General features: G+C 64.6%; 20 protein-coding genes and 1 pseudogene. 7 read left to right on the forward strand and 14 right to left on the reverse strand.

The window, feature by feature from the left end:
- The 5 genes and pseudogenes from ABE454_RS05005 to ABE454_RS05025 form a co-directional block, all read left to right on the forward strand.
- Nucleotides 1–217: pseudogene (locus ABE454_RS05005) on the forward strand (hypothetical protein); the annotation flags it as partial.
- Nucleotides 214–1,089, forward strand: a complete 876-nt coding sequence (locus tag ABE454_RS05010) for an alpha/beta hydrolase (RefSeq protein WP_346510527.1) — start codon at nt 214–216, stop codon at nt 1,087–1,089. The pseudogene ABE454_RS05005 and the gene ABE454_RS05010, both read left to right, overlap by 4 nt.
- Entirely contained in the window at nt 1,086–1,445 is a 360-nt protein-coding gene (locus ABE454_RS05015) for an EamA family transporter (RefSeq protein WP_346510529.1), read from the forward strand. The genes ABE454_RS05010 and ABE454_RS05015 overlap by 4 nt, the downstream gene beginning before the upstream one ends.
- A complete protein-coding gene (locus ABE454_RS05020) occupies nt 1,442–1,855 on the forward strand; it encodes a DMT family transporter (RefSeq protein WP_346510531.1) in 414 nt (137 codons plus the stop codon). Before ABE454_RS05015 ends, ABE454_RS05020 begins: the two co-directional genes overlap by 4 nt.
- Nucleotides 1,848–3,122 (forward strand): DegT/DnrJ/EryC1/StrS family aminotransferase, encoded by a 1,275-nt coding sequence (locus ABE454_RS05025; protein ID WP_346510533.1) that lies wholly within the window; start codon nt 1,848–1,850, stop codon nt 3,120–3,122. The genes ABE454_RS05020 and ABE454_RS05025 overlap by 8 nt, the downstream gene beginning before the upstream one ends.
- On the opposite strand, the gene ABE454_RS05030 is transcribed toward ABE454_RS05025, so the two are convergent.
- The 9 genes from ABE454_RS05030 to ABE454_RS05070 all read right to left on the reverse strand — a co-directional run bounded on the left by ABE454_RS05030 (nt 3,068) and on the right by ABE454_RS05070 (nt 15,020).
- Entirely contained in the window at nt 3,068–4,318 is a 1,251-nt protein-coding gene (locus ABE454_RS05030; protein WP_346510535.1) for a cyclopropane-fatty-acyl-phospholipid synthase family protein, read from the reverse strand. The two genes, ABE454_RS05025 and ABE454_RS05030, sit on opposite strands and share 55 nt — an antisense overlap.
- 19 nt (nt 4,319–4,337) lie before the next feature.
- Nucleotides 4,338–5,237 carry a hypothetical protein gene (locus ABE454_RS05035; protein ID WP_346510537.1) on the reverse strand — a complete coding sequence of 300 codons (900 nt, stop codon included), beginning with the start codon at nt 5,235–5,237 and terminating at the stop codon, nt 4,338–4,340.
- The gene (locus ABE454_RS05040; protein WP_346510538.1) at nt 5,234–6,334 is read right to left on the reverse strand and encodes a GNAT family N-acetyltransferase; all 1,101 of its coding nucleotides are present in this window, start codon (nt 6,332–6,334) and stop codon (nt 5,234–5,236) included. Before ABE454_RS05040 ends, ABE454_RS05035 begins: the two co-directional genes overlap by 4 nt.
- An 11-nt stretch (nt 6,335–6,345) precedes the next feature.
- Complete coding sequence (locus ABE454_RS05045) at nt 6,346–7,722, reverse strand: aspartate aminotransferase family protein (RefSeq protein ID WP_346510540.1); 1,377 nt, start codon at nt 7,720–7,722, stop codon at nt 6,346–6,348.
- A gap of 338 nt (nt 7,723–8,060) precedes the next feature.
- Nucleotides 8,061–9,839 (reverse strand): ABC transporter ATP-binding protein, encoded by a 1,779-nt coding sequence (locus tag ABE454_RS05050; protein ID WP_346510542.1) that lies wholly within the window; start codon nt 9,837–9,839, stop codon nt 8,061–8,063.
- A gap of 123 nt (nt 9,840–9,962) precedes the next feature.
- Nucleotides 9,963–10,409, reverse strand: a complete 447-nt coding sequence (locus tag ABE454_RS05055) for an SH3 domain-containing protein (RefSeq protein WP_346510544.1) — start codon at nt 10,407–10,409, stop codon at nt 9,963–9,965.
- Nucleotides 10,410–10,459: 50 nt separating this feature from the next.
- The gene (locus ABE454_RS05060; protein ID WP_346529720.1) at nt 10,460–11,884 is read right to left on the reverse strand and encodes an efflux transporter outer membrane subunit; all 1,425 of its coding nucleotides are present in this window, start codon (nt 11,882–11,884) and stop codon (nt 10,460–10,462) included.
- Nucleotides 11,885–11,886: 2 nt separating this feature from the next.
- Nucleotides 11,887–13,833 carry a MacB family efflux pump subunit gene (locus ABE454_RS05065; RefSeq protein WP_346529721.1) on the reverse strand — a complete coding sequence of 649 codons (1,947 nt, stop codon included), beginning with the start codon at nt 13,831–13,833 and terminating at the stop codon, nt 11,887–11,889.
- Nucleotides 13,833–15,020 carry an efflux RND transporter periplasmic adaptor subunit gene (locus ABE454_RS05070; RefSeq protein WP_346510549.1) on the reverse strand — a complete coding sequence of 396 codons (1,188 nt, stop codon included), beginning with the start codon at nt 15,018–15,020 and terminating at the stop codon, nt 13,833–13,835. Before ABE454_RS05070 ends, ABE454_RS05065 begins: the two co-directional genes overlap by 1 nt.
- Nucleotides 15,021–15,156: 136 nt before the next feature.
- Here ABE454_RS05070 and ABE454_RS05075 point away from each other — a divergent pair, with 136 nt between their 5' ends.
- Both ABE454_RS05075 and ABE454_RS05080 read left to right on the forward strand, forming a co-directional pair.
- Nucleotides 15,157–15,837: a response regulator transcription factor gene (locus ABE454_RS05075; RefSeq protein WP_346510550.1), complete on the forward strand. Its 681-nt coding sequence runs from the start codon at nt 15,157–15,159 to the stop codon at nt 15,835–15,837.
- Nucleotides 15,834–17,144: a HAMP domain-containing sensor histidine kinase gene (locus ABE454_RS05080; protein WP_346510552.1), complete on the forward strand. Its 1,311-nt coding sequence runs from the start codon at nt 15,834–15,836 to the stop codon at nt 17,142–17,144. The genes ABE454_RS05075 and ABE454_RS05080 overlap by 4 nt, the downstream gene beginning before the upstream one ends.
- Nucleotides 17,145–17,460: 316 nt before the next feature.
- On the opposite strand, the gene ABE454_RS05085 is transcribed toward ABE454_RS05080, so the two are convergent.
- The 5 genes from ABE454_RS05085 to ABE454_RS05105 all read right to left on the reverse strand — a co-directional run bounded on the left by ABE454_RS05085 (nt 17,461) and on the right by ABE454_RS05105 (nt 24,848).
- Nucleotides 17,461–18,588, reverse strand: a complete 1,128-nt coding sequence (locus tag ABE454_RS05085; RefSeq protein ID WP_346510554.1) for a hypothetical protein — start codon at nt 18,586–18,588, stop codon at nt 17,461–17,463.
- Between the two features lie 21 nt (nt 18,589–18,609).
- The gene (locus tag ABE454_RS05090) at nt 18,610–18,933 is read right to left on the reverse strand and encodes a PadR family transcriptional regulator (RefSeq protein ID WP_346510556.1); all 324 of its coding nucleotides are present in this window, start codon (nt 18,931–18,933) and stop codon (nt 18,610–18,612) included.
- Between the two features lie 213 nt (nt 18,934–19,146).
- Entirely contained in the window at nt 19,147–20,547 is a 1,401-nt protein-coding gene (locus tag ABE454_RS05095) for an efflux transporter outer membrane subunit (RefSeq protein WP_346510557.1), read from the reverse strand.
- A 5-nt stretch (nt 20,548–20,552) separates the two neighbouring features.
- Entirely contained in the window at nt 20,553–23,693 is a 3,141-nt protein-coding gene (locus ABE454_RS05100; protein ID WP_346510559.1) for an efflux RND transporter permease subunit, read from the reverse strand.
- Nucleotides 23,694–23,708: 15 nt separating this feature from the next.
- The gene (locus ABE454_RS05105) at nt 23,709–24,848 is read right to left on the reverse strand and encodes an efflux RND transporter periplasmic adaptor subunit (protein ID WP_346529723.1); all 1,140 of its coding nucleotides are present in this window, start codon (nt 24,846–24,848) and stop codon (nt 23,709–23,711) included.
- Nucleotides 24,849–24,862: the final 14 nt, after the last annotated feature.

Genomic DNA, 24,862 nt, shown 5'->3' on the forward strand with positions numbered 1-24,862 from the left:
CGAGGCCCGACGTTCGGCCGACCGCATCCTCTATATCGGCGACAGCACCTCGGACTTCTGCGTCTCGGGCAAGGCGGACTTCGTGCTGGCGAAAAGCCGCCTGATCGACCACTGCCGCGCCAACGCCATTCCCCACGCCCCTATCGACGACTTCACCGACGCCCTGGCGCTGCTGCCGGAAATCCTGAGCCGTCCTCTGTTTCAGGATGCCGTATGACCCTGCCTGTCGCCTCGCCGATGAAGGACCACGCCTATCTGTTGCCGGGTCAGGGCGATAACGGCCGCGTCGGCGTCCTGCTGATCCACGGCCTGACCGGCACGCCCAATGAGATGCGCCTGATCGCGCGCGGCCTGCAGAAGCAGGGCTTCACCGTCTACGCCCTGCAACTGGCCGGACACTGCGGCGATGTGGACGACCTGCTGGCCACCGGCTGGCGCGACTGGATGAACAGCGCCCGCGAAGGCGCGCGCCATCTGGCCGCCCATACCGACCGGATCATCGCCGTCGGCCTGTCGATGGGCGCCCTGCTGGCGCTGGGGCTGGCCGAAGAGAAGACGCCCAAACTGGCGGGCGTCGTCGCCCTGTCGACCACCTTCCGGCACGATGGCTGGAGCATGCCCTTCTACACCCGCTTCTCCTTCCTGCTGCCGCTGTGCCGGGCTCTGGGGATCGGGGCGAAGCGGGTCTTCTTCGAAATGCCGCCCTACGGCATCAAGGATGAGGCGATCCGCGCCCGCATCGTCGCCCAGATGCAGTCCGGCGACAGTTCGCAGGCGGGCCTGCCGGGCAATCCGTGGTGGTCCATCGGCGAGTTGCAGGCGCTGGCGCGACACGTCCGCCGCCGCCTGTCGCTGATCGAGGTTCCGTGTCTGGCGGTCCACGCCCGCCACGACGATGTCGCCGCCCTGTCCAACGCACAGGACATCAAGGATCGCGTCCACAAGGCCCCGGTCGAACTGGTCGTGCTGGACGACAGCTATCACATGGTCACCATTGACCGGGAACGGCGCCGGGTCATCGCCTGCGTCACCGATTTCGCCGACCGCATCGCACGCCAGAACCAGACAGCGACAGAGGCCGCCGCGTGAACCTGTTGGTCGTCGGCCTGTGGACCGCCAACATCATTGTCGACTGCACCGGGCAACTGGCGTTCAAGGCCGCCGCATCCGACCCGCGCGCGGGCGAAGGTCTGGCGCGCTGGCGCTATATGGCGACCAAGCCGTGGATCTGGATCGGCGTCGGCAGCTATGTCGCCGAGTTCCTGGTCTGGCTGGCCTTCCTGTCGCTGGTGCCGCTGTCCGACGGGGTGCTGCTGGGGTCGATCAACATCGTCGCCATCCTGTTGCTGGGGCGGGTGCTGTTCCGTGAGAAGCTGACCCCCTTGCGGATCATCGGCGTGACGCTGATTTCGCTGGGCGTGGCCGTGGTGGGGCTGCAAGGATGAAGTCCTCTCAAAAAGCCTTCTACATCATCGGCTTCCTGACGCTGATGGCGTTCGACACCCTGGCCCAGATCTGTTTCAAACAGGCGGGGAACAGCGCCCTGCCGCTTGAGTTCTCGCCGTCATGGCTGGCGCGGGTGTTCGGCCAGCCGTGGATCTATGGCGCCATGGCGGGCTATGTCGGCGCCTTCTTCACCTGGATGACGCTGTTGCAGCGCGCGCCGGTCGGCCCGGCCTTCGCCGCCTCCCACCTCGAAATCATTTCCGTGCTGGCGCTGTCAGCGGTGCTGTTCCGTGAAGTCATCGGCTGGCCCCAGCTGATGGGTATGGCGCTGATCCTTGGCGGCATCGTCTGTCTGGCCGTGGGCGAAGGCCGCCTCAGCCGCGAGACGGAGCCTGAGCCTCATGGCTAGGTTCGCGCCGCCGACGGCGGGCCTGCCGCTGCATCTCCGCGACCTGTTTCCGGGCCGCGCTCCCTGTCTGGAGAATGATCTGGCGGCCTTTCTGGGCGCGCCGCCGGTCCAGATCGAATGCTCGGGCACGGCCGCCTTCATCATCGCCCTGCGGACGCTGTCCGCCCTCGCCCCGGATCGGGACGAGGTGGTGGTCCCCGCCTATACCTGTCCGCTGATCGCCCAGGCGGTCGCCGCCTGCGACCTGAAGCTGAAGCTGGCCGATCTCAGCCCCGACAGTCTGGATATGTCGCCCAACGCGCTGGACGCCCTGTGCAGCGCCCGCACCCTGGCCGTCGTCCCCACCCATCTGGGCGGGCGGGTCAGCGACATCGGCCCGGCGATGCAGGCCGCCCGCCGCGTCGGCGCCTGGGTGATCGAGGACGCGGCGCAGGCGCTGGGCGCGCGTATGAACGCAGACCCCGTCGGCCTTCAGGGCGACATCGGCTTCTACAGTCTGGCCGTCGGCAAGGGCCTCAGCATCTATGAGGGCGGCGCCCTGATCGCCCGCGACGAGGGCCTGCGTCAGGCCCTGATGGAGACCCGCCGCCGCCTGATCCCCGACAGTCTGGCGATGGAGGCGCGGCGCATCGCCGAACTGGTCGGATACGCCCTGCTCTATCGGCCCGGCGCCCTGCGGTGGAGCTATGGCGCGCCCCTGCGTCAGGCGTTGTCGCGCGGCGACTGGAGCGCGGCGGCGGGCGACGACTTCCCCGACGCCATCCCCCTGCACCGCCCCGGCCGCTGGCGCAAACAGGTCGGCGCCGAGGCCCTGAAACGCCTGCCCGCCTTTCTGGCCGCCACCGAAGCGCAGGCCCTGACGCGGCTGGAAACACTGAAACAGATTCCCGGCGTCGAAGTCGTCAAGGACAGCGCCCCTGGCGCGCGCGGCGTCTGGCCGATCCTGATGCTGCGCCTGCCCGATCAGGCGACCCGCGACGCCGTTCTGGCCCACGGCTGGGAACAGGGGCTGGGCCTCAGCCCGCCCTTCCTGCGCGCCCTGCCCGACTACCGGCGCTATGCCTCGGTCGTCCCGCCTTGCGCGCCAGACGCCCTGCCCAACGCCCGCGACTGGGCCGGGCGGCTGCTGGCCGTCAGCAACAGTCCGTGGCTGGGCGATGCGGACTTCGCGCGGGTGTGCGACATCATCCGCCGCGCAGTCGAAGGGCGGCTTCAGGCGCGCCCCTGCTCCTTGCGTTTCAGTTCAGCCTCGCGCTCGACGATATAGTTGCGCGTCAGGGGCACCGCCTCCTGCCGACGCGCCAACTGGACCTGGAACACGGCGATTTCCTGATAGCGGAAGGCCGTCTCCGACATGGCCAGATAGAACTCCCACATCAGGCAGAACCGCTCGTCATACAGCGCCTTTGCCTCTTCGCGCCGCGCCATGAACCGCTCGCGCCACAGCCTCAGCGTCTGGGCGTAGTGCAGGCGCACCACCTCGATATCAGTGATGATCAGGCCCGAACGCTCGATCGCAGGCGTGAACTCGGACATGGACGCCAGATGGCCGCCGGGGAAGATGTACCGCTCCAGCCACGGGTTGTTGAAGTCCGGCACATCGCTGTTGCCGATGAAGTGCAGCAGCATGACGCCGTCTTCGGTCAGCAGGTCGCGGCACTGGCTGAAGAAGGCGTCGAAATTGACGATGCCGACGTGCTCGAACATCCCCACCGAGACGATACGGTCGAACGGCCCCGGAACGTCGCGATAATCCTGAAGCCGGAACTCGATATTGGCCCCGCGCGGCGAGTTTTCCGCCCGCGTCGTCGCCGCCGCCAGCTGTTCGGTCGACAAGGTCACGCCCACCGCCTGACCGGCGCCCGCGACCTCGGCCAGATACAGCGCCATGCCGCCCCAGCCACAGCCGATATCCAGCACCCGATGCCCCGGTTCGATCAGCAGCTTGGCGGCGATATGGCGCTTCTTGGCCAGTTGCGCCTCTTCCAGCGTCTCGTCGCCTCGCTCGAAATAGGCGCAGGAATACTGGCGGTCCTCGTCCAGAAACAGCCGATAGAGCCGGTCATCCAGATCATAGTGATGGGCGACGTTGCTGCGCGACTTCTTCCGCTTATTGCTCTGCAGGATGGGCCGCAGCGCCGACCGCACGGCGTCCAGAGCCCGCACGGTGGCGCCGACGGGCACATCGCGATCATCGCGCAGCACCAGTTCCAGAAAGTCATAGACCGTGCCGCGCTCGACCCTCAGCCGCTGCTGCATGAACATCTCGCCCATGTTCAGGTCGGGGTCGCGCAGCAGGTTCAGGATCGCCCCACGGTCGGTGAAGCGCACCCGCACGCTTGGCGTCCCGCCGTCGCCCAACCGCAGCACGGCGCCATCCGGCATGACGATCTCCAGATCGCCGCGTTGCATCAGGGGGGTGAAGACGCGCTTCACCAGCTTCAGCATCAGTCCATCCAGCATCCGCGCGTCTCCCCGAAAACTATTGTGCGATACGCCAGGCCGCCTGCAGGGCCGCGACCAGTTGCAGGTTGAAAGGGTGGTTGTCCTGCTGCCACCGGGCCACGACCTCGGCGGACGGCTCGACCGTTTGGCCGTCCATCCGGCTCAGCCAGCGTTTCCACCATGTGCGGTAGCGATGCAGCGACACCTCGCCGGTGATGTCGGCGCCGACCAGATGGCCGTTCAGCGCCGCCACGATGTCCAGCCCCTGCGCCGCCGTCATCTGCCCCTGATCCCAGTTGGTGCGGACCACGTCAGGAGCGAAGACGTCCTTGTCGATGCTCAGATAGGTCGGCGCCGGGTCATCCTTCAGATAGCCGCACAGAGCCGTCGTCAGCGCGCCCGTATCGCCGAACGACCGGAACCGCTCACCGAACCCGCGCCGGTGCGCCCACTCCACATCGACGCCGACGCTCCAATAGGTCGCCCTGCCCGCCTTCACCGCGCGCAGGTCATGTTCCCACGCATGGGCGGCGCCCAGGTCTTCGGACGTGACGCCGACGACGTGAACCTCGGCCACGCGCGGGTCCATCGCCATGCGGCCGATCCACGATCCGCAGTGGACGCCCCACGGAAAGACCATGCTGTCAGGGTGGTTATCCAGCACCACCACCCGCACCGCCGCCTCGGCCTGTTCCAGACAACGATGGATCAGCGGCCAGCTCAGATGATGGAAGTCGCCGCTGCCCATCAGCACCGGCCCATGCGTCTCATAGGACGGCGTCCGTGACGACAGGGCGGCGCCCGCCCAGCGGAACGCCTCCGTCCCACAACCAAACCGCAGCGTCTCGCGCCATTCCTGCGGCAGGGCCGGACGGATCTCGCCCGGCAGGGGCAGCACCGACCCGTCCAGATCCAGCACCAGAGGCGGCCGCGTCATGGCTTTTCACTCCCCGGCTTCTCGCTTCCCGCCTTTTCGCTCCACGTCCTGTCGCTCTCGAACGACCCGGCCAGACGGCGGCCCAGCGCCCTCAACAGCGGATTGCGGATGAAGACCAGATGCCGCGTGAAGGTAAAGCTGGCGCCCAGCAGCGCCTTGACCTCGGGGTCCGTCCACCCGGCGACATAGTGCGTCAGGCCGCGCTCCATCGCGTATTCCAGATTCACGAACCAGCTGACGAAATACAGGTTCGCCTCACGCGCCTGCGGATAGGTGAAGCCGATGTATTTATCGATCAGCATCCCCTTATGCTCGAAGCACAGGTTCCAGCCGATGAAGGCGCCGTCCTGATTGCGGTATTCGAACACCACGCCCTTCTGCGCCGGATCGGTCAGGACACCGGCGAAGAAATCATGGGTCAGTCGGTCGAAGTGGATCTCGCTCTGGGCGTAGACCTGTTCGTACATCGCGTAATAGAGGCGCACCTTCGCCTCATCGAAACAAGCGTCGCCGGTGCGCGCCACCGTCACCGTCAGGCCCGCGCGAGCACGCAGCTTCTTGCGGACGTATTTGGCGTCCTTGCGGTTCAGGCGGGCGATATAGTCGCCGACATCGCTGAAATCGATCGGCACATAGGCCAGCGCCTGCCCGGCCAGTTGGATGAAGTCCCGCGCCTCGCACGCGCGGGCCAGTTCATCGGCGAAGGCGTTGTCCTGCGCCGGCAGCAGGGGCGAGGCCTGCGGCAGGTCCTTCAGTATGGTCAGGGCCGCGCCGCGTCCCAGACGCTCGCGCAGGGATGCGGCCAGCGTCGCCGCCGACTGTTGAACATCCGCCGCACCGGCATCCGGCACAGGCGCATATTCCGTCACCGTCGTGCCGATGAAGGTGGTGCGCAGGCGAAGGAACCGCCGCCATGTGCGGAACCCCGGCCATTGCGACAGCCGCTCGACGAACTCGGCGTCCGCCGTGGTCAGCAGGTCGAACGGCGCCACGAACGCCGGCGCCGGCGCATCACTGACGACCGAAAACCCTTCCGGCGGACAGGCCGTCCACCGGTCGATCAGGGTCTGCGGCTCCAGCACATTACGCCAGCGCATCGGCGCGCCCCTCACGCCGCCTTGGCGCGGTTCAGCAGTTGCTCCAGCAGCACCATGGCCTCGTCGATCTCAGAGCGCGAGATCATCAGCGACGGCGCGAAGGTGATGACGTTCTTGTAGTAGCCGCCCACGTCCAGAACCAGGCCGCGCTTCTCGCCCTGATACTCCAGACCGCCCGCCAGACCGATGTCCACCATCTTGTCCAGCAGTTCGCGGTTCGGGGTGAAGCCGTCCTCGGTGCAGATCTCGGCCCGCAGGGCCAGACCCAGACCGTCGACGTCGCCGATCTCCTTGTGGCGCGTCTGCAGGTCGCGCAGACCGTCCAGGAAATAGGCGCCTGCCTCCTTCACCTGACGGCCGAAGTCGATCTCGTGCGTCATCTTCAGCACTTCCAGACCAACCGAGGTGCCCAGCGGATTGGCCGCAAACGTCGAGTGGGTCGAGCCTGGCGGGAAGGTGGTCGGATTGATCAGTTCCTCGCGCGCCCAGATGCCGGACAGCGGGTTCAGGCCGTTGGTCAACGCCTTGCCGAAGATCAGCACGTCCGGCGTCACGCCGAAGTTCTCGACCGACCACAGGGTGCCCGTGCGCCAGAAGCCCATCTGGATTTCATCGACCACCATCAGGATGCCGTGCTGGTCCAGCACCGACTTCAACCCGGTGAAGAAGTTGGCCGGCGGCACGACATAGCCGCCCGTCCCCTGGATCGGCTCGACATAGAAGGCCGCGTATTCACACTGGTTCGTCTTGGGGTCCCAGACGGCGTGGTACTCGTTCTCGAACTTGCGGGCGAAGTCGCGGACGATGACATCCGCGTATTCCTCGGCCGTCATGCCGCGCGGGCGGCGGAACGGATAGGGGAAGGGAATGAACTGCGCGCGGTCGCCGAAATGGCCGAAACGGCGGCGATAGCGATAGCTGGAGGTGATGCTGGAGGCGCCCAGCGTCCGGCCGTGATAGCCGCCCTCGAAGGCGAACATCAGCGTCTTGCCGTTGCTGGCGTTGCGCACGACCTTCAGCGAGTCATCGACCGCCTGGGCGCCGCCGACGTTGAAATGGACCCGGCCCTGCTTGCCCCATTTCTTCTGCGCGTCCTCGGCGATGAACTTGGCCAGTTCGATCTTGGTCGGGTGCAGATATTGGCTGGCGACCTGCGGCAGCTCCTGAATCTGACGGATCAGAGTCTCTTCCAGACGCTTGTTTTTATAGCCGAAGTTGACAGCCGAATACCACATCTGGAGGTCCAGGAAGGCGGTGCCGTCATTGTCGAACATATAGCTGCCTTCGCAGCCGGTGAAGATCTTGGGCGGATCAACATAGTGAACCGTATCGCCGAAGGAGCAGTAGCGTGCTTCCTGCTCCAGAAGTTCCTGCACATTAAGGCTCACGTCGAATCTCCATCTAACTCGTGAGTTTCTTTCCAACAGATCAGTGCAACATCCATCGACGTCGAGTGTAGGATTTGTGGACGCGGTAAGGCCCTATTGGGACCAAAGCCGCGACGGCGCCGCAGCCACCTTCCAGCGCTCGGCTCGAAGCGATCTGGCGCTCTTTGCGACGGGATCACCGACGATGCTGAAATCAGCTTTTGCAAATGTTGGCCGCGCAGGCCGATCCGACCCGCGTCCAACAGCCAGGGCGAAGGTCTAGCGATCAAGACCGGATTTTCGTTGGCCCAATCCGGCCGCGAACTGCGATTCTCGTCGAACGCTAGTTAGTCTGACCGTCAACCGATCGTGGCGAGCCGACGATAACGACCATTCGCGGCCATAAGGGTGTCGTGGTCGCCTATCTCGATGATCCGCCCGCCTTCGAGCACAACGATTTGATCGGCGTGGCGCACCGTCGACAGGCGATGCGCGATCGAGATCACGGTGCGATTGTGATTGGCGGCCAGGGCTGCGGATAGAGCGCTTTCAGTCTGGGGATCGAGCGCGCTGGTGGCTTCGTCCAGCAGAAGCACGCGCGGATTGCGCAGTATGGTGCGCGCCAGCGACAAGCGCTGCCGTTCTCCGCCTGAAAACTGATATCCGCGCTCACCCACTTCGGTTTGCAGCCCCTTGGGCAGGCCAGCCACCTTTTCGGACAGTTGCGCCAGGGCCAGCGCCTGTTCGATCTCCGCCAAGGACGCCTCGGGCTTGGCGAAGCGCAGGTTCTCCTCGATGCTGGCGTTGAGGAGAAACGGATCCTGCGTCACCACGCCAAGGATATGGGAGAGGGCTTCGAAACTGAAGTCCTTGAGATCGACGCCATCCAAGGTCACACGACCGCTGTCCGGGTCATAGAGGCGCGCGACTAGGTAGCCCAAGGTGCTCTTGCCCGATCCGGTGCTGCCGACGATGGCGGTGTGTGTGCCGGCCTTGATGCGCAGGTCGATGTGATCCAGAGTCAGGCGATCAGTCGCGGGATAGGTGAAGCTCACGTCTTCGAAGACGATCTCCCCGCGCACGGCGTCCAGGTCGATGCTGACCGGCTGGGCGGGTTCGAGCAATGTCGGCTTGGTATCCAGATAGCCGAACACGCGGGTCAATAAGGCGCGCGCCTTGCGCAGTTCCACCCGGGACTCGAACAGTTGCAGCGTGGGCCATAACAGTTGCTCCTGAAGCGCGATGAAAGCCACCAGGGTGCCGATTGACACCCCCAGACCATGGGCGAGCATCAGCCCCCCGACGAGGAAGGTCAGCGCCGGAAGGATATCGAGCGCAAACATGATGATGGCGATCTCCCACTGACCGGCGGTGTGGGACTTCAGTTCGAGCCGCGCGACGTCGGACGAGGTCTGATGGAATAACTGCAGAAGATAGCTCGCACGGCCCATGGTCCGGGCCAGGATGAAACCGCCCGCGGACAGGGATTCGGTAACGGTGGCCGACATGTCGGCGACACGCTCTTGCTGTTGGAAGGTGATGCGTTCACGCAAACCAGCGACCCGGTTGTTCAGCCACAGCAGGGTCGGCATGAAGACCAGCGACGCCAGCGCCAGACGCCAGTCCAGCAGGAACATAGCCACCACCGTCGTTATGACTACGGTGACATTGCGGGCCACGTCGGTCGCGGTGTTGGTGAACAGGGACTGTAGACCGGCGATGTCGCTCGACATGCGCGACTGGACTTCGCCGGTGCGAGCCGTTGCGAAGAACGACAGCGAAAGCGAATGCAGATGCCCGTAGAGCGTCACCCGCAGGTCATGCATGATGCGCTGGCCGATATCGGTCGAGACATAGGACTGCAAGACGCCGGCGATGGCGGAGAGTATTGCGACGCCCGCGAGCCCGGCGCACAGCCAAATGAGCAATCCGCTGTCCTTGGCCGGCAAAGCGTCGTCGATGATGCCTCGCATCATGAAGGGCGTCATCGCCCCCGCCGCGCCGGCGACGATGATCAGGCCGAGAACGACCAGCAAGGCCTTACGATGCGGCCCGAACAGAGCCAGAACCCGACGCCAAGGGGTGTGCTTCAGCGCTGAAGCCTCATAGTCCGCGAAGTCGTAGTCGAGGTCGTGCATGGTTGGAATGTCGCAGTTTCAAGTTCATCGGCGGAAACGGAGGCCAAGAAACGCAACGGTCGTCCGAGCCCCGCGCCATAATTAGGCTGAATACGCAGCGTTCGCCCGGATCAGATCGGGCGCCTAGTCATCCCACCCCAGCGGGGGTCCATCATCTTCCCAGTCGTAATCGTCCCAGTCTTCAGCGTCGCCGTAGAAATCGTGATCACGATAGTGATCGCGCCAATAGCTGTTGATCTCGAAGGTGATCTCCGGAACCCACACCGCCCCGGTGCGTGACGGCAGATAGACGCTACGTTCGTCGTCGATGATCTGGATTTGCCCTCCCGACGTCCACCCGCGAATGCCCGATGCGCTGACGTCGCACCACCTGTAGCGCGATACGCAGCCGTGAACGGTCACAACTGTTCCGGCGCCCAGCACACCGACCGACGGGAACCGGGCACTGGGCCCGGAACGGATGTTGAGATTAGCGACGGAATAGCCGTCGACCGACGCGGCACGGGCGGGTTGGACGCCCCCGGTCAGCAGACCTAGACCCGCCATCATGACGATAAGACCGAAACGCATGGACAGGCTCCCGCCAGCATGAGGCGCTGGCATCTTCGCCACGAAGTGTCTCATCTGGCTGTTGAGGGTTGGCCGCGGCTTTGTGGACGTTCCATGGAGCGCCCCGACATCTGACTGCCAAAGCCGCCTCCCAAGGCCTGATGGAGCGTGACCTGGTTCTGGAGTTGCGACAACCGGGCCGACGACAACGCCAGATCAGCGTTTCGCCGACGCTCCTGTGCGTCCAGCCAGGTCCGCAGAGGCACAGCCCCCGCGCGATACCGGACTTCATAGAGACGCTCAACCTCAATGGCCGCGTCTCGCGCCTGCCGAAGAGATGCGACCTGCGAAGCCAGTTCTGTCCGCGCCGAAAGCGCCTTTTCCACCTCCGAAAGCGCCTCGTAAAGAGACCTCCGGAATTGAATCGCCGCTTCTTCATAGCGAGTGCGCGCGATGTCGGTTTCAAACCGCATGGCGTTGATATTGAGGAATGGCAGCGTCAGCCCGGCGCCAAGCGTTGCGACGGGATTCGAAAGCAGGCTGAGCAGACCTCCGCTCGACGTACCCAAGGCGCTGGTCAGTGTCAGCGAGGGATAGAATCCGGCTCGGGTCGCATCGGCGCCGGCCAAGACGCCGCGTAGTCGCAACTCGGCAGCGCGCAGATCAGGACGTCGCCCCAGTAGATCAGACGGCAAGCCTGCGGCGACGGCGGGCAATTCGCGGACGTTCAACGCCTGTGGTTCGCCAGCCGGAGGCACAGCCTCGTTCAATAGCACCATCAGGCCTTCACGTGCCTGCACCCGCGCCTGCCGCACCTCGGATAGATTCGCCTCCTGCGCGGTGACCGCCTGCTCGGCTTCGCGAAGCTCCACCGCCGAGACCGCGCCGGCGTTGTACTGCACCTCAATCAGGGACCGGGTTCTCCGCGCATAGGCGAGACTCTGCTCTCCCAGCGCGATCCGCTCGTTCGCCAAGGCGATCTGCCAGTAAAGCGACGCCGTCGTCCCGACAAGCGACAGGAACACGCCTTCACGATCTTCAGCAGTCGCCTCCGCCTCGAACCGGGCGGCGTCACCAAGCGCATCCAGGCGACCGAACAGGTCAACTTCCCAAGCGATGCTGGCGGCGCCCGATGCGTTTTCGCTCGTGCGGCGATCCCCGCCGGACAGCGGGCGGGACAGCCCGCTGCCGAGCGACCCATTCGCGACCGGGCGCAGAGCATTGCCCGCCAGCCGCGCCTGTAAATCGGCCCGGCGCACGCGCACCGCCGCTGCGGCGAGGTCAGGATTGCGCGCGACGGCCAGATCGATCAGCAAATCCAGGTCTGGATCTGCGAAATCCCGCCACCAGGCGTCGATCCGAACCGAAGAGGCGACACCTGCATTCGCGTTGGCGAACGAGGTCGGCAAGGGCGCGGCGGGACGAACATAGTCAGTGGGCGTCGCGCAGGCCGAGAGAAGCGCGGCGGCCATGATCGGAGAAAGAGCGGTTTTCATAATCAGTCTCGCGCCAAGGCTTCGACCGGATCGAGACGGGCGGCGTTGCGCGCCGGCAAGAAGCCGAACAGAACGCCGATGACAGTCGAACAGGCGAAGGCTAGCAGTATGGACGGCGCCGAGAACACCATCTCGAATCCGCCCCCAATCAGACGAACCATCACCCCCAGCATGAGAGCTAGAGACACTCCGATGGCGCCGCCGATCAGACAGACCAGCACGGACTCGATCAGAAACTGTTGAAGGATGTCGCTCTGCCGGGCCCCGACGGCCATCCGCACGCCGATCTCGCGGGTCCGCTCCGTGACCGACACGAGCATGATGTTCATGACGCCGATCCCGCCAACCACGAGGGCGATCACGGCGATCGACGAGATCAGCAGGGTCATGGTCTGGCTGGTGCGGGTGACCGCCTGTCGAATCTGGTCCGAGTTGAAGATGAAGAAGTCCTTGGCCCCGTGTCGGCGCGTCAGAAAGGCGGTAACAGCGGTCTGGGCCGCATCACTCTTCACATTGTCGGCTACGCGGACGGTTATACTCTCCAGATTGTTTCGCCCGGTCATTCGTGTCGCAGCCGTGCTGTAGGGCACGTAAATGGTGATCCCAGACCCGCCCATGCCTTGCGAAGGACGCAGAACGCCGATCACATGCACGGGCATTCGGCCCAGCAGAACCGTCTGGCCGATCGGATCGCCGCCATGCGGGAACAGCGCCTGTAAGGCCTTGGAATCGAGCACTGCGACCTGCGCGGACCGCACGACCGCAGCCTTGTCGAATACGGCCCCGCGCTCGGTCTTGTACCCGCGCACCCGGAAATAGTCGGCGCCGACGCCGCTGACCTGCGCCGAGGCGGCGAAATTGCCCCTTCGCGCCGTGACGCTTGTCGAGACATTGGGCGATACGCTGTCGATATAGGGCTGTCGGGCGAGCGCCTGCGCATCAGATTCGTTCAGCGTCTGGATCGAGGCGGCCCGCAGGTCGCCGAAATCCCGGCCGGGGAAGATGTCAATCGTATTGGTGCCAAGGTCGCTGATCTGGGCCATCACCCTGGATTGCGCGCCCTTGCCCAAGGCCACCACAGACACCACCGACGCAATGCCGATGATGATGCCCAACATGGTGAGGAAGGTGCGCATGCGATGCGCCGCCATTGCCCGCAGCGCCATCCGGAAAGCCTCTGCGAACCGGTCGGCCATGGCGCGCCAGGGCGCCGCGCTGGACTGCATGGTTGCTTTCACAATGTTTGACGGCGTGACATCGCGGGTAGACCGGTCAGCGGTGATCACCCCGTCGCTGATCTCGATGATGCGGTTGGCATGTCCGGCGACCGCCATATCATGCGTCACCAAGATGATCGTATGACCCTCGGCGTTCAGCTCCTGAAGGATGCGCATGACCTCGTCGCCGCTGGCCCGATCAAGCGCACCCGTGGGCTCATCAGCTAGAATGATCGCGCCGCCGTTCATCAGCGCGCGCGCAATCGACACCCGCTGCTGCTGACCGCCCGAAAGCTGACCCGGTCGATGGAGGGTTCGCTCGCCTAGCCCTAGCCGAGCAAGCAGTTCAAATGCGCGAGCGCGTCTCGCCCTAGGATCGCGGCCAGCGTAGATGGCTGGCACCTCCACATTGCCGACAGCCGTCAGGTCCGACAGCAGGTGATATCGCTGGAAGATAAAGCCGAAATGCTCGCGGCGCAGAGCCGCCAGTTCGTCCGGCTCCAGCGTGCCTGTATCGCGCCCCATCACACGATATGAACCCGAGGTCGGTCGATCCAGACAGCCGAGAATGTTCATCAGCGTGGACTTGCCCGACCCGGATGCGCCGACGATCGCGACCATCTCGCCGGCACGGATCGTCAGATCGACATCTTTCAGAACCGCGACAGAGCCTTCGCCCGAGGCGAACGCGCGGCCGAGCCCCGTCGTCTCGATGATTGGGGGGGCCGACATCAGAAACCCATTCCCATATCGACGTCTGCTGCGGGCTGCGCCGTCGCCTCGGCGATGACGACTTTTTCGCCCGATTTCAGACCATCCAGCGCTACGGCGCTGGTGTCATTCGACACGCCGATACGAACCAGCCGGTTCTCGATCCGGCCCTTCTGATCGACGACACGCACCTGATAGCGTCCGTCTGCTTCGCGCTGACCGAGGGCGGCCATGGGCAAAATTAAAGAATGCTGCACGCGTCCCAGCAGCACAGAAACCTGGGCGGTCATGGACGGACGCAACGATCCGTCCGTATTCGGTATGTCGAACAGCGCATTATAGTAGATTGCGGTCGTTCCGGCCGAAGCTCCACCCGCGCCGGTAGCATTTGCGGTGTCTGAGACGATGGATTCCGGCGCAGGTTCGATACGGTCGATCCTGGAATTATAGCGCCGATCAGGAACACCCAGGGTCGTGAAGGATACCGCCTGTCCCGCATGCACCTTCTGGACGTCGGCTTCGGAAATTTCAGCCCTGACCGTCATCACATCCAGACGGGCGAGCATCACGATGGTGGGCGCGGACTGGAATGAATTCACCGTCTGCCCCTGCTTGGTCACGACCGCGACAACCGTCCCATCCATCGGCGCCGCGATACGCGTGAAGCCCAGGTTCAGGCGCGCCGTTTCAACCTGTGTCCGGGCCTGGACCATCTGGGCCTCAAGCGACCGGATTTCGCCCTGTATGGACGTAAGCGCCGACTGCGCGGCCTCATAGTCCGCTCGTGGGGCGGCGTCTGCTGCCAGCATCGTCTTCTGGCGCTCGAAGGCGAGTTCGGCCTGGACCAGTGCGCCCTGTCGGGACGCCTTCTGGGCGACAAGGGCGGCGGCGGCGGCCTCTGCATTCCTCAGGGCCAGTCGCTGCGGCGCCGCGTCGATGTCGGCGATCGTATCGCCGGCCCGGACCTGCTGGCCCAGTTCCACATAGAGCCGCTTGACCTGACCTGATACCTGCGCGCCGACGCTCACCAGTTCCTTGGGGCGAAGCTTGCCGGTAGCCAAGACCGTCTGCTCCAGATCGCCGACCGTGACTTCGGCGACCGTCAGGCCCTCATTGAGCGACGGCCGTGTGGCCAGCCACCAGCCTCCAGCTATGAGCGCCAGGGCAAGCGGAAGACCGATGAACAGGAGAAGACGGCGTATCTGCATGAGCAGACTTATGCCAAAACTCATAAGCGCTCATGGGTAAGATGATCGAAAGCGGATCGAAAAGATTGCGTAAAGGCCAGCTGAATTCGCCTGTCGAACCTTCCAGCCGGCGTTCTCCAAGAGGTAAGAGCCAGACGTGACCAACCTGCTCCTCATCGACGATGACGCCGAACTGAGTGCGATGCTACGCGAGTATCTCGCGCAGGAAGGCTTCGTCGTCACCGTGGCTGGAAATGGCGAGGATGGGGTCCAACTCGCTTTGACGGGACGGTTTGACGCCGTCATCCTCGACATCATGCTCCCGCGCATGAACGGGGTCGAGGCGCTGTCCCGCATCCGTCAGTCCAGTCGGGTGCCGGTGCTGATGCTCACGGCACGGGGTGACGATGTTGATCGGGTGATTGGGCTGGAGTTCGGCGCCGACGACTACATAGCCAAACCCTATTATCCGCGCGAACTTGTGGCGCGCTTGCGCGCCGTCCTGCGCCGAACGACGGGACCACAGCCTTCGGGACCCTTGACCCACGGATCGCTGACACTCGACCCCGGCCGTCGCGATGCGCGCTGGGCTGACCAAAGACTGGAGCTGACGGCTGCCGAATTCAGCCTTCTGGAAGCCCTGATGAGATCGGGAGAACGGGTCGCCACCAAGGACGACCTCTCTCTTGCGGCGCTCGGACGTCAGCGCCAGCGCTACGACCGCAGCATTGATGTTCATGTCAGCAACCTGCGTCAGAAGCTCAGGGTTGTGAGCGGCGGAATGGCCGAGATCGAAACCATACGCGGCGTCGGCTACCGGCTGGCGTTCGTTCCGTGAGGCTGCCGCTATTTTGGAAGATCCTTTTGGGATTCTGGGGCGCCTATCTGCTCCTGACGATAGGGCTCTGGTTTTACTGGTCGCTTCATCCGACCCTGGTTCAACCAGATTTTGACCCGTCTCATGCTGTTGGCGAGGTTCTTGTCGATACGGGCGAGACCGCGCTTCGTGCTGGCGGACCCGATGCGCTAAAGGCGCAAATGGCGAACTGGCCCGTGCGCGAACGTGCCCGCTTCACCATCGCACCATTGGCTCATGACAGTTGCGCGTCATCAGCAGACCTTCGCGCCATCGCGCGAAACGCTGAGGGGTATTGCTTGCGCTACGCCACCCCGCCCCTTCCTAAGATGGATGAAGACTGGTTCAGCACGGCAGGGCCTCCCGAATATCTGATCGCCATTGCTCTGGCCGGCCTCGTGTTCAGCGCGGGTCTGGCCGCCTATCTTTCCCGGCCGATCCATCGTCTGCAGGCCGGGTTCGCACAACTGGCCAAAGGCAGTCTCGACACACGCCTCAGCCACGCAATGGGACGTCGTAATGACGAGATCGCCGACCTCGCCCGCGACTTCGATTCCATGGTCGAACACCTTCAAGAACTTGTCGGCGCGCGCGACCGCCTGCTCCATGACGTCTCTCACGAGTTGCGCTCGCCCCTTGCGCGGATGCGGCTGGCGGCCGACCTTCTGCGTCGAGACCCCGCACGCCTCGATGCCTCCCTCGACCGGATTGACCGGGAAGCGGGCCATCTGGACGCTTTGGTCGGCGAACTTCTGACGCTGGCGCGCCTGGAAAGCAACGCTGGCATCGGCGAGGATTATTTCGATCTGCTCGACGTGCTGCGCATGACGATAGAGGATATACGCTTCGAAGCCGATGCGATGGGTGTGAAGATCAACGCCGACCTTCCGCCGGACGGGACCGAAACGGAATGGTTGATCCTTGGGAACGGTCAACTGGTTCATCGCGCCGTCGAGAACATCTTGCGCAATTCGCTGCGTTTCTCGTCGCCCAGGCAAACGATCACCCTCGCACTTTACCGCGAGGGTGCGGACGGCTGCAAGATCGTCATCGAAGACGAGGGCCCCGGCATCGCCGATGGCGAAGCTTCCCTTTTGCTGGAACCCTTCGTTCAGGGCGTCAGTCAGGCCGGCCAAGGCTTTGGTCTGGGTTTAGGCATCGCCCGTCGCGCAATTGCCGCCAGCCGCGGATCAATTGCACTGACAAACCGCGACATAAGAGGACTGCGAGTCACCGTTTGTCTCCCCCTCGCACATTCAACGAACCTGAAAGGTGCGCTTATCTGGTGAATCCAAACTCAAGCTTTTGGTTGCTGCCCGTCTTGCAAGATGGTTCTGACCCTTTGGGCTGGTGATTAACCTAGGTATTTGGTCATGACGAAGCTCGGCTATGAAGTCAGATATTTGCTGTCAGTATGAACCGCATTTCCGGCATCTCGGCGACGCCATCGACCGGGTGGCCACCACGAATACCGAGATAAGATTTAAGAGGCGTCGCCGCGAAGGCCGCTCTCATGCCCTTGCCGTCTTCCTCTCCGCCATAGCTCTTCCCGCTACCGTGCTCTTCTGGTCATGAATCCTGGGCCTACGGCCGCTCAGCACGCGTCTACGCTTCTCGCGTCGTCGCGACTCGCCAGACATAGGTCGTGATATTGAAGACGAAGCTGATCGCCATCACCGCGAACACCCAGGTCAGCACAGTACCCAGGGTCAGGGCCGTCCCACTCAGATCGCGGCCCGCATCGTTCACCGCGCGCAGGGCGTCCAGGCTGATGTTCGTCGCCCCGCCCTCGACGCAGGCGCTCGCTTCGCCCTGGTTCAGGGTGAACCACCAACCCGCATCAAACAGCCGCCACAACACCCAGAGCGCCGCGCCCGCCAGCGGGATCTTCAGCAGCCAGGTCAGCCGCCCCTCGCGTCCACGGATCAGGCTGACCGCGTCCACCGCCATGCCGCCGACGGCCAGGGCCAGGATGGGGCCGTAGAGAGCCGCCCACACCGGCGCCGCCTCGATCCCCACCGCGCCGCTTCTCAAGGAGAACTCGCCCAGGCCCGGAAAGCGGATCACGCCGATCCACCACATCACGAAGACGCCCCCGACAATCAGGGAGGCCAGCGCCTCCAGCCCCGGCTTGTCGTGAGCCGTCACGCCCCAGACGCGCGCGCCCTTCGGCAACCACTCGGACTTGGCCTTCTCGGTTCCGGCCAGGGACGCGCCCCACTTCGCCGGATCGGCCAGGCCGAAGGCCGACAGGTCGCGCACCCGCCATTTCGTCAGCCACTTCGGCTTGATGTCGTAATACTCCATGACCGCCCCGGCCAGGGTCAGCGCCCCCAGCAGAGTCAGTGCGCCGGAAAAGAACCCGTGGAAGGCCTGGCTGATCGCTCGCCCAAAATCAGCCGGAGCGCCCAGCACGCTGATCAACAGCCCCAGCACCTGAACGGCCGCGATGACAATCAGCCCCGCCTTGGCCCCGAACAGCCAATAGGGGAACAACTCCGGCCCGATCAGGCTGTCCGGCCCCCTGCGATAGCGGGCGGCGACGATCAGAGGGTGGCCGATCTCGTGCAGGATCGCCTCCTTCTCCTCGTCCGTCAGGGCCCGGCCTAACTCCTCCTCGCGCGCCTCGACGCGGCTCAGAATCAGGTCGCGCAGTTCGGCGACGATGTCCTCGCGCTCCTCGGTCGGCAGTTGCGCCGCCACGGCCTCCAGATAGCGTTCGATGATGTCCATCGCGCCTTCTCCCATCCCTCTTCAGAGAATTCGTTCCAGCGAGGCGTTGATGCCGCGCCATTCCTCGGTCAGGGCGGCCAGCATGGCCTCGCCCCCCGGCGACAGGACGTAGAAACGCTTCTTTCGCTTCTCCTCCTCACGCCATTCGCTGGTCAGCAGCCCCTGCCCCTCCAGCCGCCGCAGCAGGGGGTAGAGGGTGGATTCCTCCATCTCCAGCCCGTCCGCCGCCAGCGCCTGACGCAGGGTGTAGCCGTAGCGTTCGGCCCGCAGGCAGGCGAGCACCGCCAGGACCAGTGTCCCGCGCCGCAGCTCCAGCCGCATCGTCTCGAACAGTTCCCGGTCCACGGCGCCGCCTCACCTGCCGCCACATAGTGTGTGACACACAGTGTATGCGACATACTGTATGAGGCTGTCAATGACCTTCGCCAATCAGGATTGCGCGGCCCTTAGGCTCGGGGTCATTGATAATAGGTTCTGGATCTGTTTCAGGCCCCCCGACGAGTCTGGACATGAGCGATCTGTATTAACTGACAGACGAGCATACGCGTCGCCCTGTTCTTAGCTCCGCCCCCTGACGCCTCCCCCCAGCGCGCGATAGAGTTGGACGCTCGCGGTCGCCTGAGCCTGTCGCAGATCCACCATCGCCAGTCGGGCCGCATAGAGCTGACGCTGGGCGTCGAGCAGTTCCAGCCGACTGTCGACGCCGGCGCGGAAGCGCAGTTCGGACAGGCGCGCGCGTTGATCGGCGGCCGTTACGGCGCCGCTCTGAGCTTCGATCTGGCGTTCAAAGGTGGCCCGCGCCGCAAGCCCGTCCGCGACTTCGCGGAAGGCGGTCTGAAGCGTCCGTTCATAGGTCGTGACGGCCTTGTCGCTGCGGATTTGCGCCACATCCAGCGCGCCCTTCAGGCGGCCGGCGTGGAAGATCGGCACGGTGATCTGCGGCGCGAACGACCAGGTGTCGCTATCGCCGTTGAACAGATCGCCCAGATCGCCGCTTGCGACCCCAAGCAAGCCGGTCAGCGACAGACGAGGAAAGAAGGCCGCGCGCGCCACCGTCACATCGGCGTTGGCCGCCGCCAATTGGTGCTCGGCCTGTCGGATATCGGGCCGCCGCTCCAGCAGATCAGCAGGCACCCCGGCGGGCAGTTCGGTCTGAACGGGACGATCCGCCAGTCTCATCGGCGCAGGCAGCCCCTCCGGCAACGGCGCGCCAACCGCCAGCACCAGGGCGTTCACGGCGACCTGTCTCGTCCTGAGCGCGGCTTCAAGATCAGCCTCGGCGCTCCTGACCTGACCCTCGGCCTGAGCGACCTCCAGACCGCTGCTTTGCCCGGCCTCCCGCAACTGCTGAGCCAGGCGCAGCGACGCCCGCCAGTCCTCCAGCGTGGACTGGGTCAGCGCCAGCCGTTCATCCGCCGCGCGCTCGGCCAAATAGGCTTCGGCCACCGTCGAGATTACGACAATGCGGGCGGCGTTGCGGCCTTCTTCTGCGGCCAGCCAGGCCTCGAAGGCGCTGCGGGACTGGGCGCGAAGCCGACCGAACAGGTCCAGCTCAAAGGCGGTCAGGGCCAGCCCGGCCGAATACTGCGACTGGGTTTCCGCATTGCCGCCCTGGCCTGAGTTCTGGCTGGCCCGCCCACGTGTCATGCCCGCATTGGCGTCCACTTGCGGGAACGGGTCCGCGCGGCGGATGCGCAGCTGGGCGCGGGCTTCCTCCGCATCCAGCACCGCCAGACGCAGGTCGCGGCTGTCGGTCAGGGCCAGGTCGACCAGGCGTTGCAGCCGGGCGTCGCGCAGAACATCCTGCCACGCCAGTTCCACTGCATTGGCGGTGTCTATGGGCGATACCAGCGGATAGCTGGCCGCCACCACGTCAGTCGCGGGCGCTTTCGGCGCAGTCTGGCAGGCCGCCGTGGAAAGGACGGCCGCCATCAGGGCAAGCGTTGCGGGCGCTTTCATGTCTCTCAGCCCTCCTTGGTCTTGTTGAACGACGGCAATCTGATCCGTCCCAGACGCTGGCCCAACTGGCTCATCGCCGTCAGGGTGAAGACGAAGAAGACAGGCACGAAGAAGATCGCCAGCACCGTGGCGGTGACCATCCCGCCGAACACCCCGGTGCCGATGGCGTGCTGGGTGGCGGCGCTGGCGCCGCTGGCGATCATCAGGGGCACGACGCCCAGGGTGAAGGCCAGCGAGGTCATGATGATCGGCCGCAGCCGGAGCCGCGCGGCTTCGATAGTGGCGGGGATCAGAGGCTGCCCTTGCGCCTGAAGCGTTCGGGCGAACTCGACGATCAGGATGGCGTTCTTTGCGGACAGCCCGATCAGAGTGATCAGGCCCACCTTGAAGAAGACGTCGTTGGGCAGGTCGCGCAGCAGCACGGCCATCACCGCGCCGATCAGGCCCAGCGGCACCACCATCATCACCGATAGCGGGATCGACCAGCTTTCATATAGAGCCGCCAGCACCAAAAAGACGACCAGCATGGACAGCGCCAGCAGCATGGGCGCCTGGCTGCCGCTCTCCTTCTCCTGAAGCGACTGGCCCGTCCAGGCGACGGCGTAGCCTGTCGGAAGTTTCTCGACCAGTTTCTCCATCTCGGTCATGGCCTGACCGCTGGACACGCCGTTCGCCGCACCGCCGCTGATACGGACCGCAGGATAGCCGTTGTAGCGCACCACCTGCAGGGCCGTGGTCGTCCAGACAGGGGTCACCACTTCCGACAGCGACACCATGCGGCCTTGGGCGTTGCGAACGTAAAGACCCAGAACATCAGAGATCTGCATGCGCGCGGGCGCATCTGCCTGAACGATGACCTGTTGCAGGCGTCCGTTGTTGGGGAAGTCATTCACATAGGTCGAACCCAGAGCCGCCGAAATGGTGCTGCTGATCGCCTCGAACGAGACGCCCATGGCTTCGGCCTTGGCGCGGTCGATCTTCAGCTCGACGCTGGAGCCGGGCGGCAGACCTTCGGGATAGACGCCGGTCAGCTTGGGATTGACCGCAGCGAGAGCCAGCAACTGGTTCTGGGCTTCCAGCAGTTGCTCGACGCTCTGACCTGCACGCGCCTGAAGACGCATGGCGAAACCTGACGAATTGCCCAGCGAGTCGATCGCTGGAGGATTCAGCGTCATGACGGAACCGTCGGTGATGCCGCTCATAGCCTCGGTCGCCGCAGCGACTTCGCCCTGTGCCGTCGCGCCGTCACGCTTTTTCCAGTCGACCAGGTTGGTGAAGACCATGGCTGCGTTCGAGCCCGACCCGCCAAAGCCGAAGCCCAAGATCGAGAAGCTGTCGCTGACGCCCGGGCGCTCACGCAGGTGCGCCTCGAACTGGTTGATGACGCCGAGAGTCCGTTCACCCGTCGCATCGGCCGGCAGGGTGATCGAGGTGATCAGGCTGCCCTGATCCTCATCAGGCAGGAAGGCCGAAGGAATCCTGGTGAAGCCGAACGCCATCACGCCGACCAGCACAAGGAAGACCGCCATGGCGCGCCCGGTCCGCTTCAGCAGTCGGGTCACGGACGCTGAATAGCCCTGGGTGAACCGTTCGAACTGACGGTTGAACCAGCCGAAGAAGCCCTTCTTTTCACAATGACCGGCCGCAACCGGCTTCAGGATGGTGGCGCACAGGGCCGGCGTCAGCGACAGGGCCAGGAAGGCCGAGAACAGGATCGACACCGCCATCGACACGGTGAACTGGCGATAGATGGCGCCCACCGATCCCGACGCCATGGCCATGGGAAGGAAGACCGCGCACAGCACGAGGGTGATGCCGATCACCGGGCTGGTGATCTCCTTCATCGCCTTCTTGGTCGCCTCCTTAGGCGAGAGGCCCTCGGTCGCCATGATGCGCTCGACGTTTTCCACCACGACGATGGCGTCGTCGACGATGATGCCGATGGCCAGCACCATGCCGAACATGGTCAGAACATTGATCGAGAAGCCCGTCACCAGCATGAACGCCAGCGTGCCCAAAAGAGCGATCGGCGCCACGATTGCGGGAATGATCGTGTAGCGGATGTTCTGCAGGAACAGGAACATGACCAGGAAGACCAGGACCATGGCCTCGGCCAGGGTGTGAACCACCTTTTCGATGGACACCTTCACGAAGGGCGCAGTGTCGTATGGGACGACATAGCTCATGCCCGACGGCATGGCCTTGGCGATCTCGTCCATGCGGGCGCGGACGCCTTCAGCGGTTTTCACTGCATTGGCGCCGGGCGACATCTGGATAGCGATGCCGCTGGCGGGCTTGCCGTCCTGATAGGTCGAGAAGGCGTAGGTCTGCGGCCCTAGCTCGACGCGAGCGACATCGCCCAGCGTCAGCCGCGAACCGTCGGCTTCGGCGCGCAGGGTTATTGCGCGGAACTCTTCCGGCGTCGTGAGCTGACCTGAGGCGGTCAGCGGAATGGTGACAGTCTGACCCGCAACGGTCGGGTCGGCGCCCGTTCGACCCGGCGCGATGGGCATGTTCTGGGCGGCGATGGCGTTGGTCACATCGCTGATGCCGACATTGTAGGCCGCCAGCTTCTGCGGATCGACCCAGACGCGCATCGCATATTCTGAACCGAAGTTCTGAACACGACCGACGCCCGGAACGCGCTTCAGCTCCTCGACCACGTTGCGGCTCATATAGTCGCCAAGCTGCTCCGCATCGAAGGCGTCGCCGTCGGAGATCAGGGCGACCATCATCAGGAAGCCGGAATCGGCGGCCTCGACCATCAGGCCGCTCTGGCGGACCGCCTGCGGCAGGCGCGGCTCGACGCTTTTCAGACGGTTCTGAACATCGACCTGGGCCAGCTCCGGGTCCGTCCCGGGACGGAAGGTCGCCGTGATGTTGGCGGTGCCCGACGTGTCGCTGGAGCTTTCGAAATAGAGCAGGTTCTTGACGCTGGACATCTCGCGCTCGATCGGCGCGATGACGCTGTCCGTCATCGTCTGCGGCGTCGCCCCCGGATATGTGGCGTAGATGCTGATGCTGGGCGGGGCCACATCAGGAAAGCGCGCGATAGGCAGGTTGGGCAGGGCCAGCAGCCCGGCCAGGATGATGAAGATGGCCACGACCCACGCAAAGATGGGGCGCTCGATAAAGAACTGAGGCATCGATTCTTTCCCGGATCAGGTCGCAGGGGTCGACGAAACCGCCGCAGCGCTCGGCGCCTTCCAGGGCTCAGCGACAACAGGCTGGTCTGGTTGAACCCGATCCTGCCCTTCGACGATCACACGCTCTCCGGCCTTGAGGCCGGCGAGAACGACATAGTCCCCGTCGACAACATCGCCGAGTTCGACAGGGCGTGAGACGGCTTTACCATCCGCCGCAAGCACCATGACGGTCGCCTGGGCTCCGGCTCGGACCACGGCCTGTTGTGGAACCCGCGGCAAAGTCTTTTCAGCGCCACGCGGCAGGCGGGCGCGTACGAACATACCCGGCAACAGGCGCTGCGAGGCATTGTCGACCAGGACTCGAACCGTGACATCACCCGTCGCCGGATCGACGCTGAGTTCAGAGAAAAGCATCCGGCCGGTCATGCCAGTCGGCTTGCCGTCGCTGTCCAGAATATCGACCGTGTTTACCCCCTGCCCTGCGTCGCGCAGCGCCTCAAGCCGCGACGCGGGCTGGCGAACATCCACATAGACCTGATTGATCTGATGAATGGTCGCCAGAGCCGCGGCGTCGGCCGTGCCCACGAGCGCGCCCTCGGTGACGGTCGAAGCGCCTATGCGACCCGAGATCGGAGCCGTGACCGTGGCGAAACCGACATCAAGATGACGGCGCGCCAGCGCGGCTTGAGCGGCTGCGACATCGGCCTGGGCCTGAGCTAATTCTGCGGCGGCGTTATCATAGGCCTGGCGGCTGACCGCATCGGCTTGCAGCAAAGGGGCCAGCCGCTCAGCCTGAAGCCGCGCACGATCACGTATGGCGACTGCGCGCTGAAGCGCGGCTGACGCGCTTTCGGCCTCGGCGCGGAACGGCGCCGCATTGATCTGGAACAGCGGCTGCCCCGCCCGCACGACTGCGCCTTCAGTGAAGAGTTTGCGCTGCACAATGCCACCGACCTGAGCGCGGATCTCCGCCGTGCGGAAGGCCACGACACGGCCCGGCAGGCTGTCGGAAAGCTGGACATGTCCGGCCTGGACGGTCGTCACTGCGACGGTCGGCGGCGGCAGCGCACTCTCTTCCTGTCTCGAGCCGCACGCAGCGAGTAGAACAAGAACGGCCCCTCCGATCAGGAGATTTTTGCGCGGGTGGCGCGTCATGTCATCGTCTCCGA

Source organism: Brevundimonas diminuta (genome assembly GCF_039673845.1).
In the GTDB taxonomy this organism is placed as follows: Bacteria; Pseudomonadota; Alphaproteobacteria; order Caulobacterales; family Caulobacteraceae; genus Brevundimonas; species Brevundimonas diminuta_E.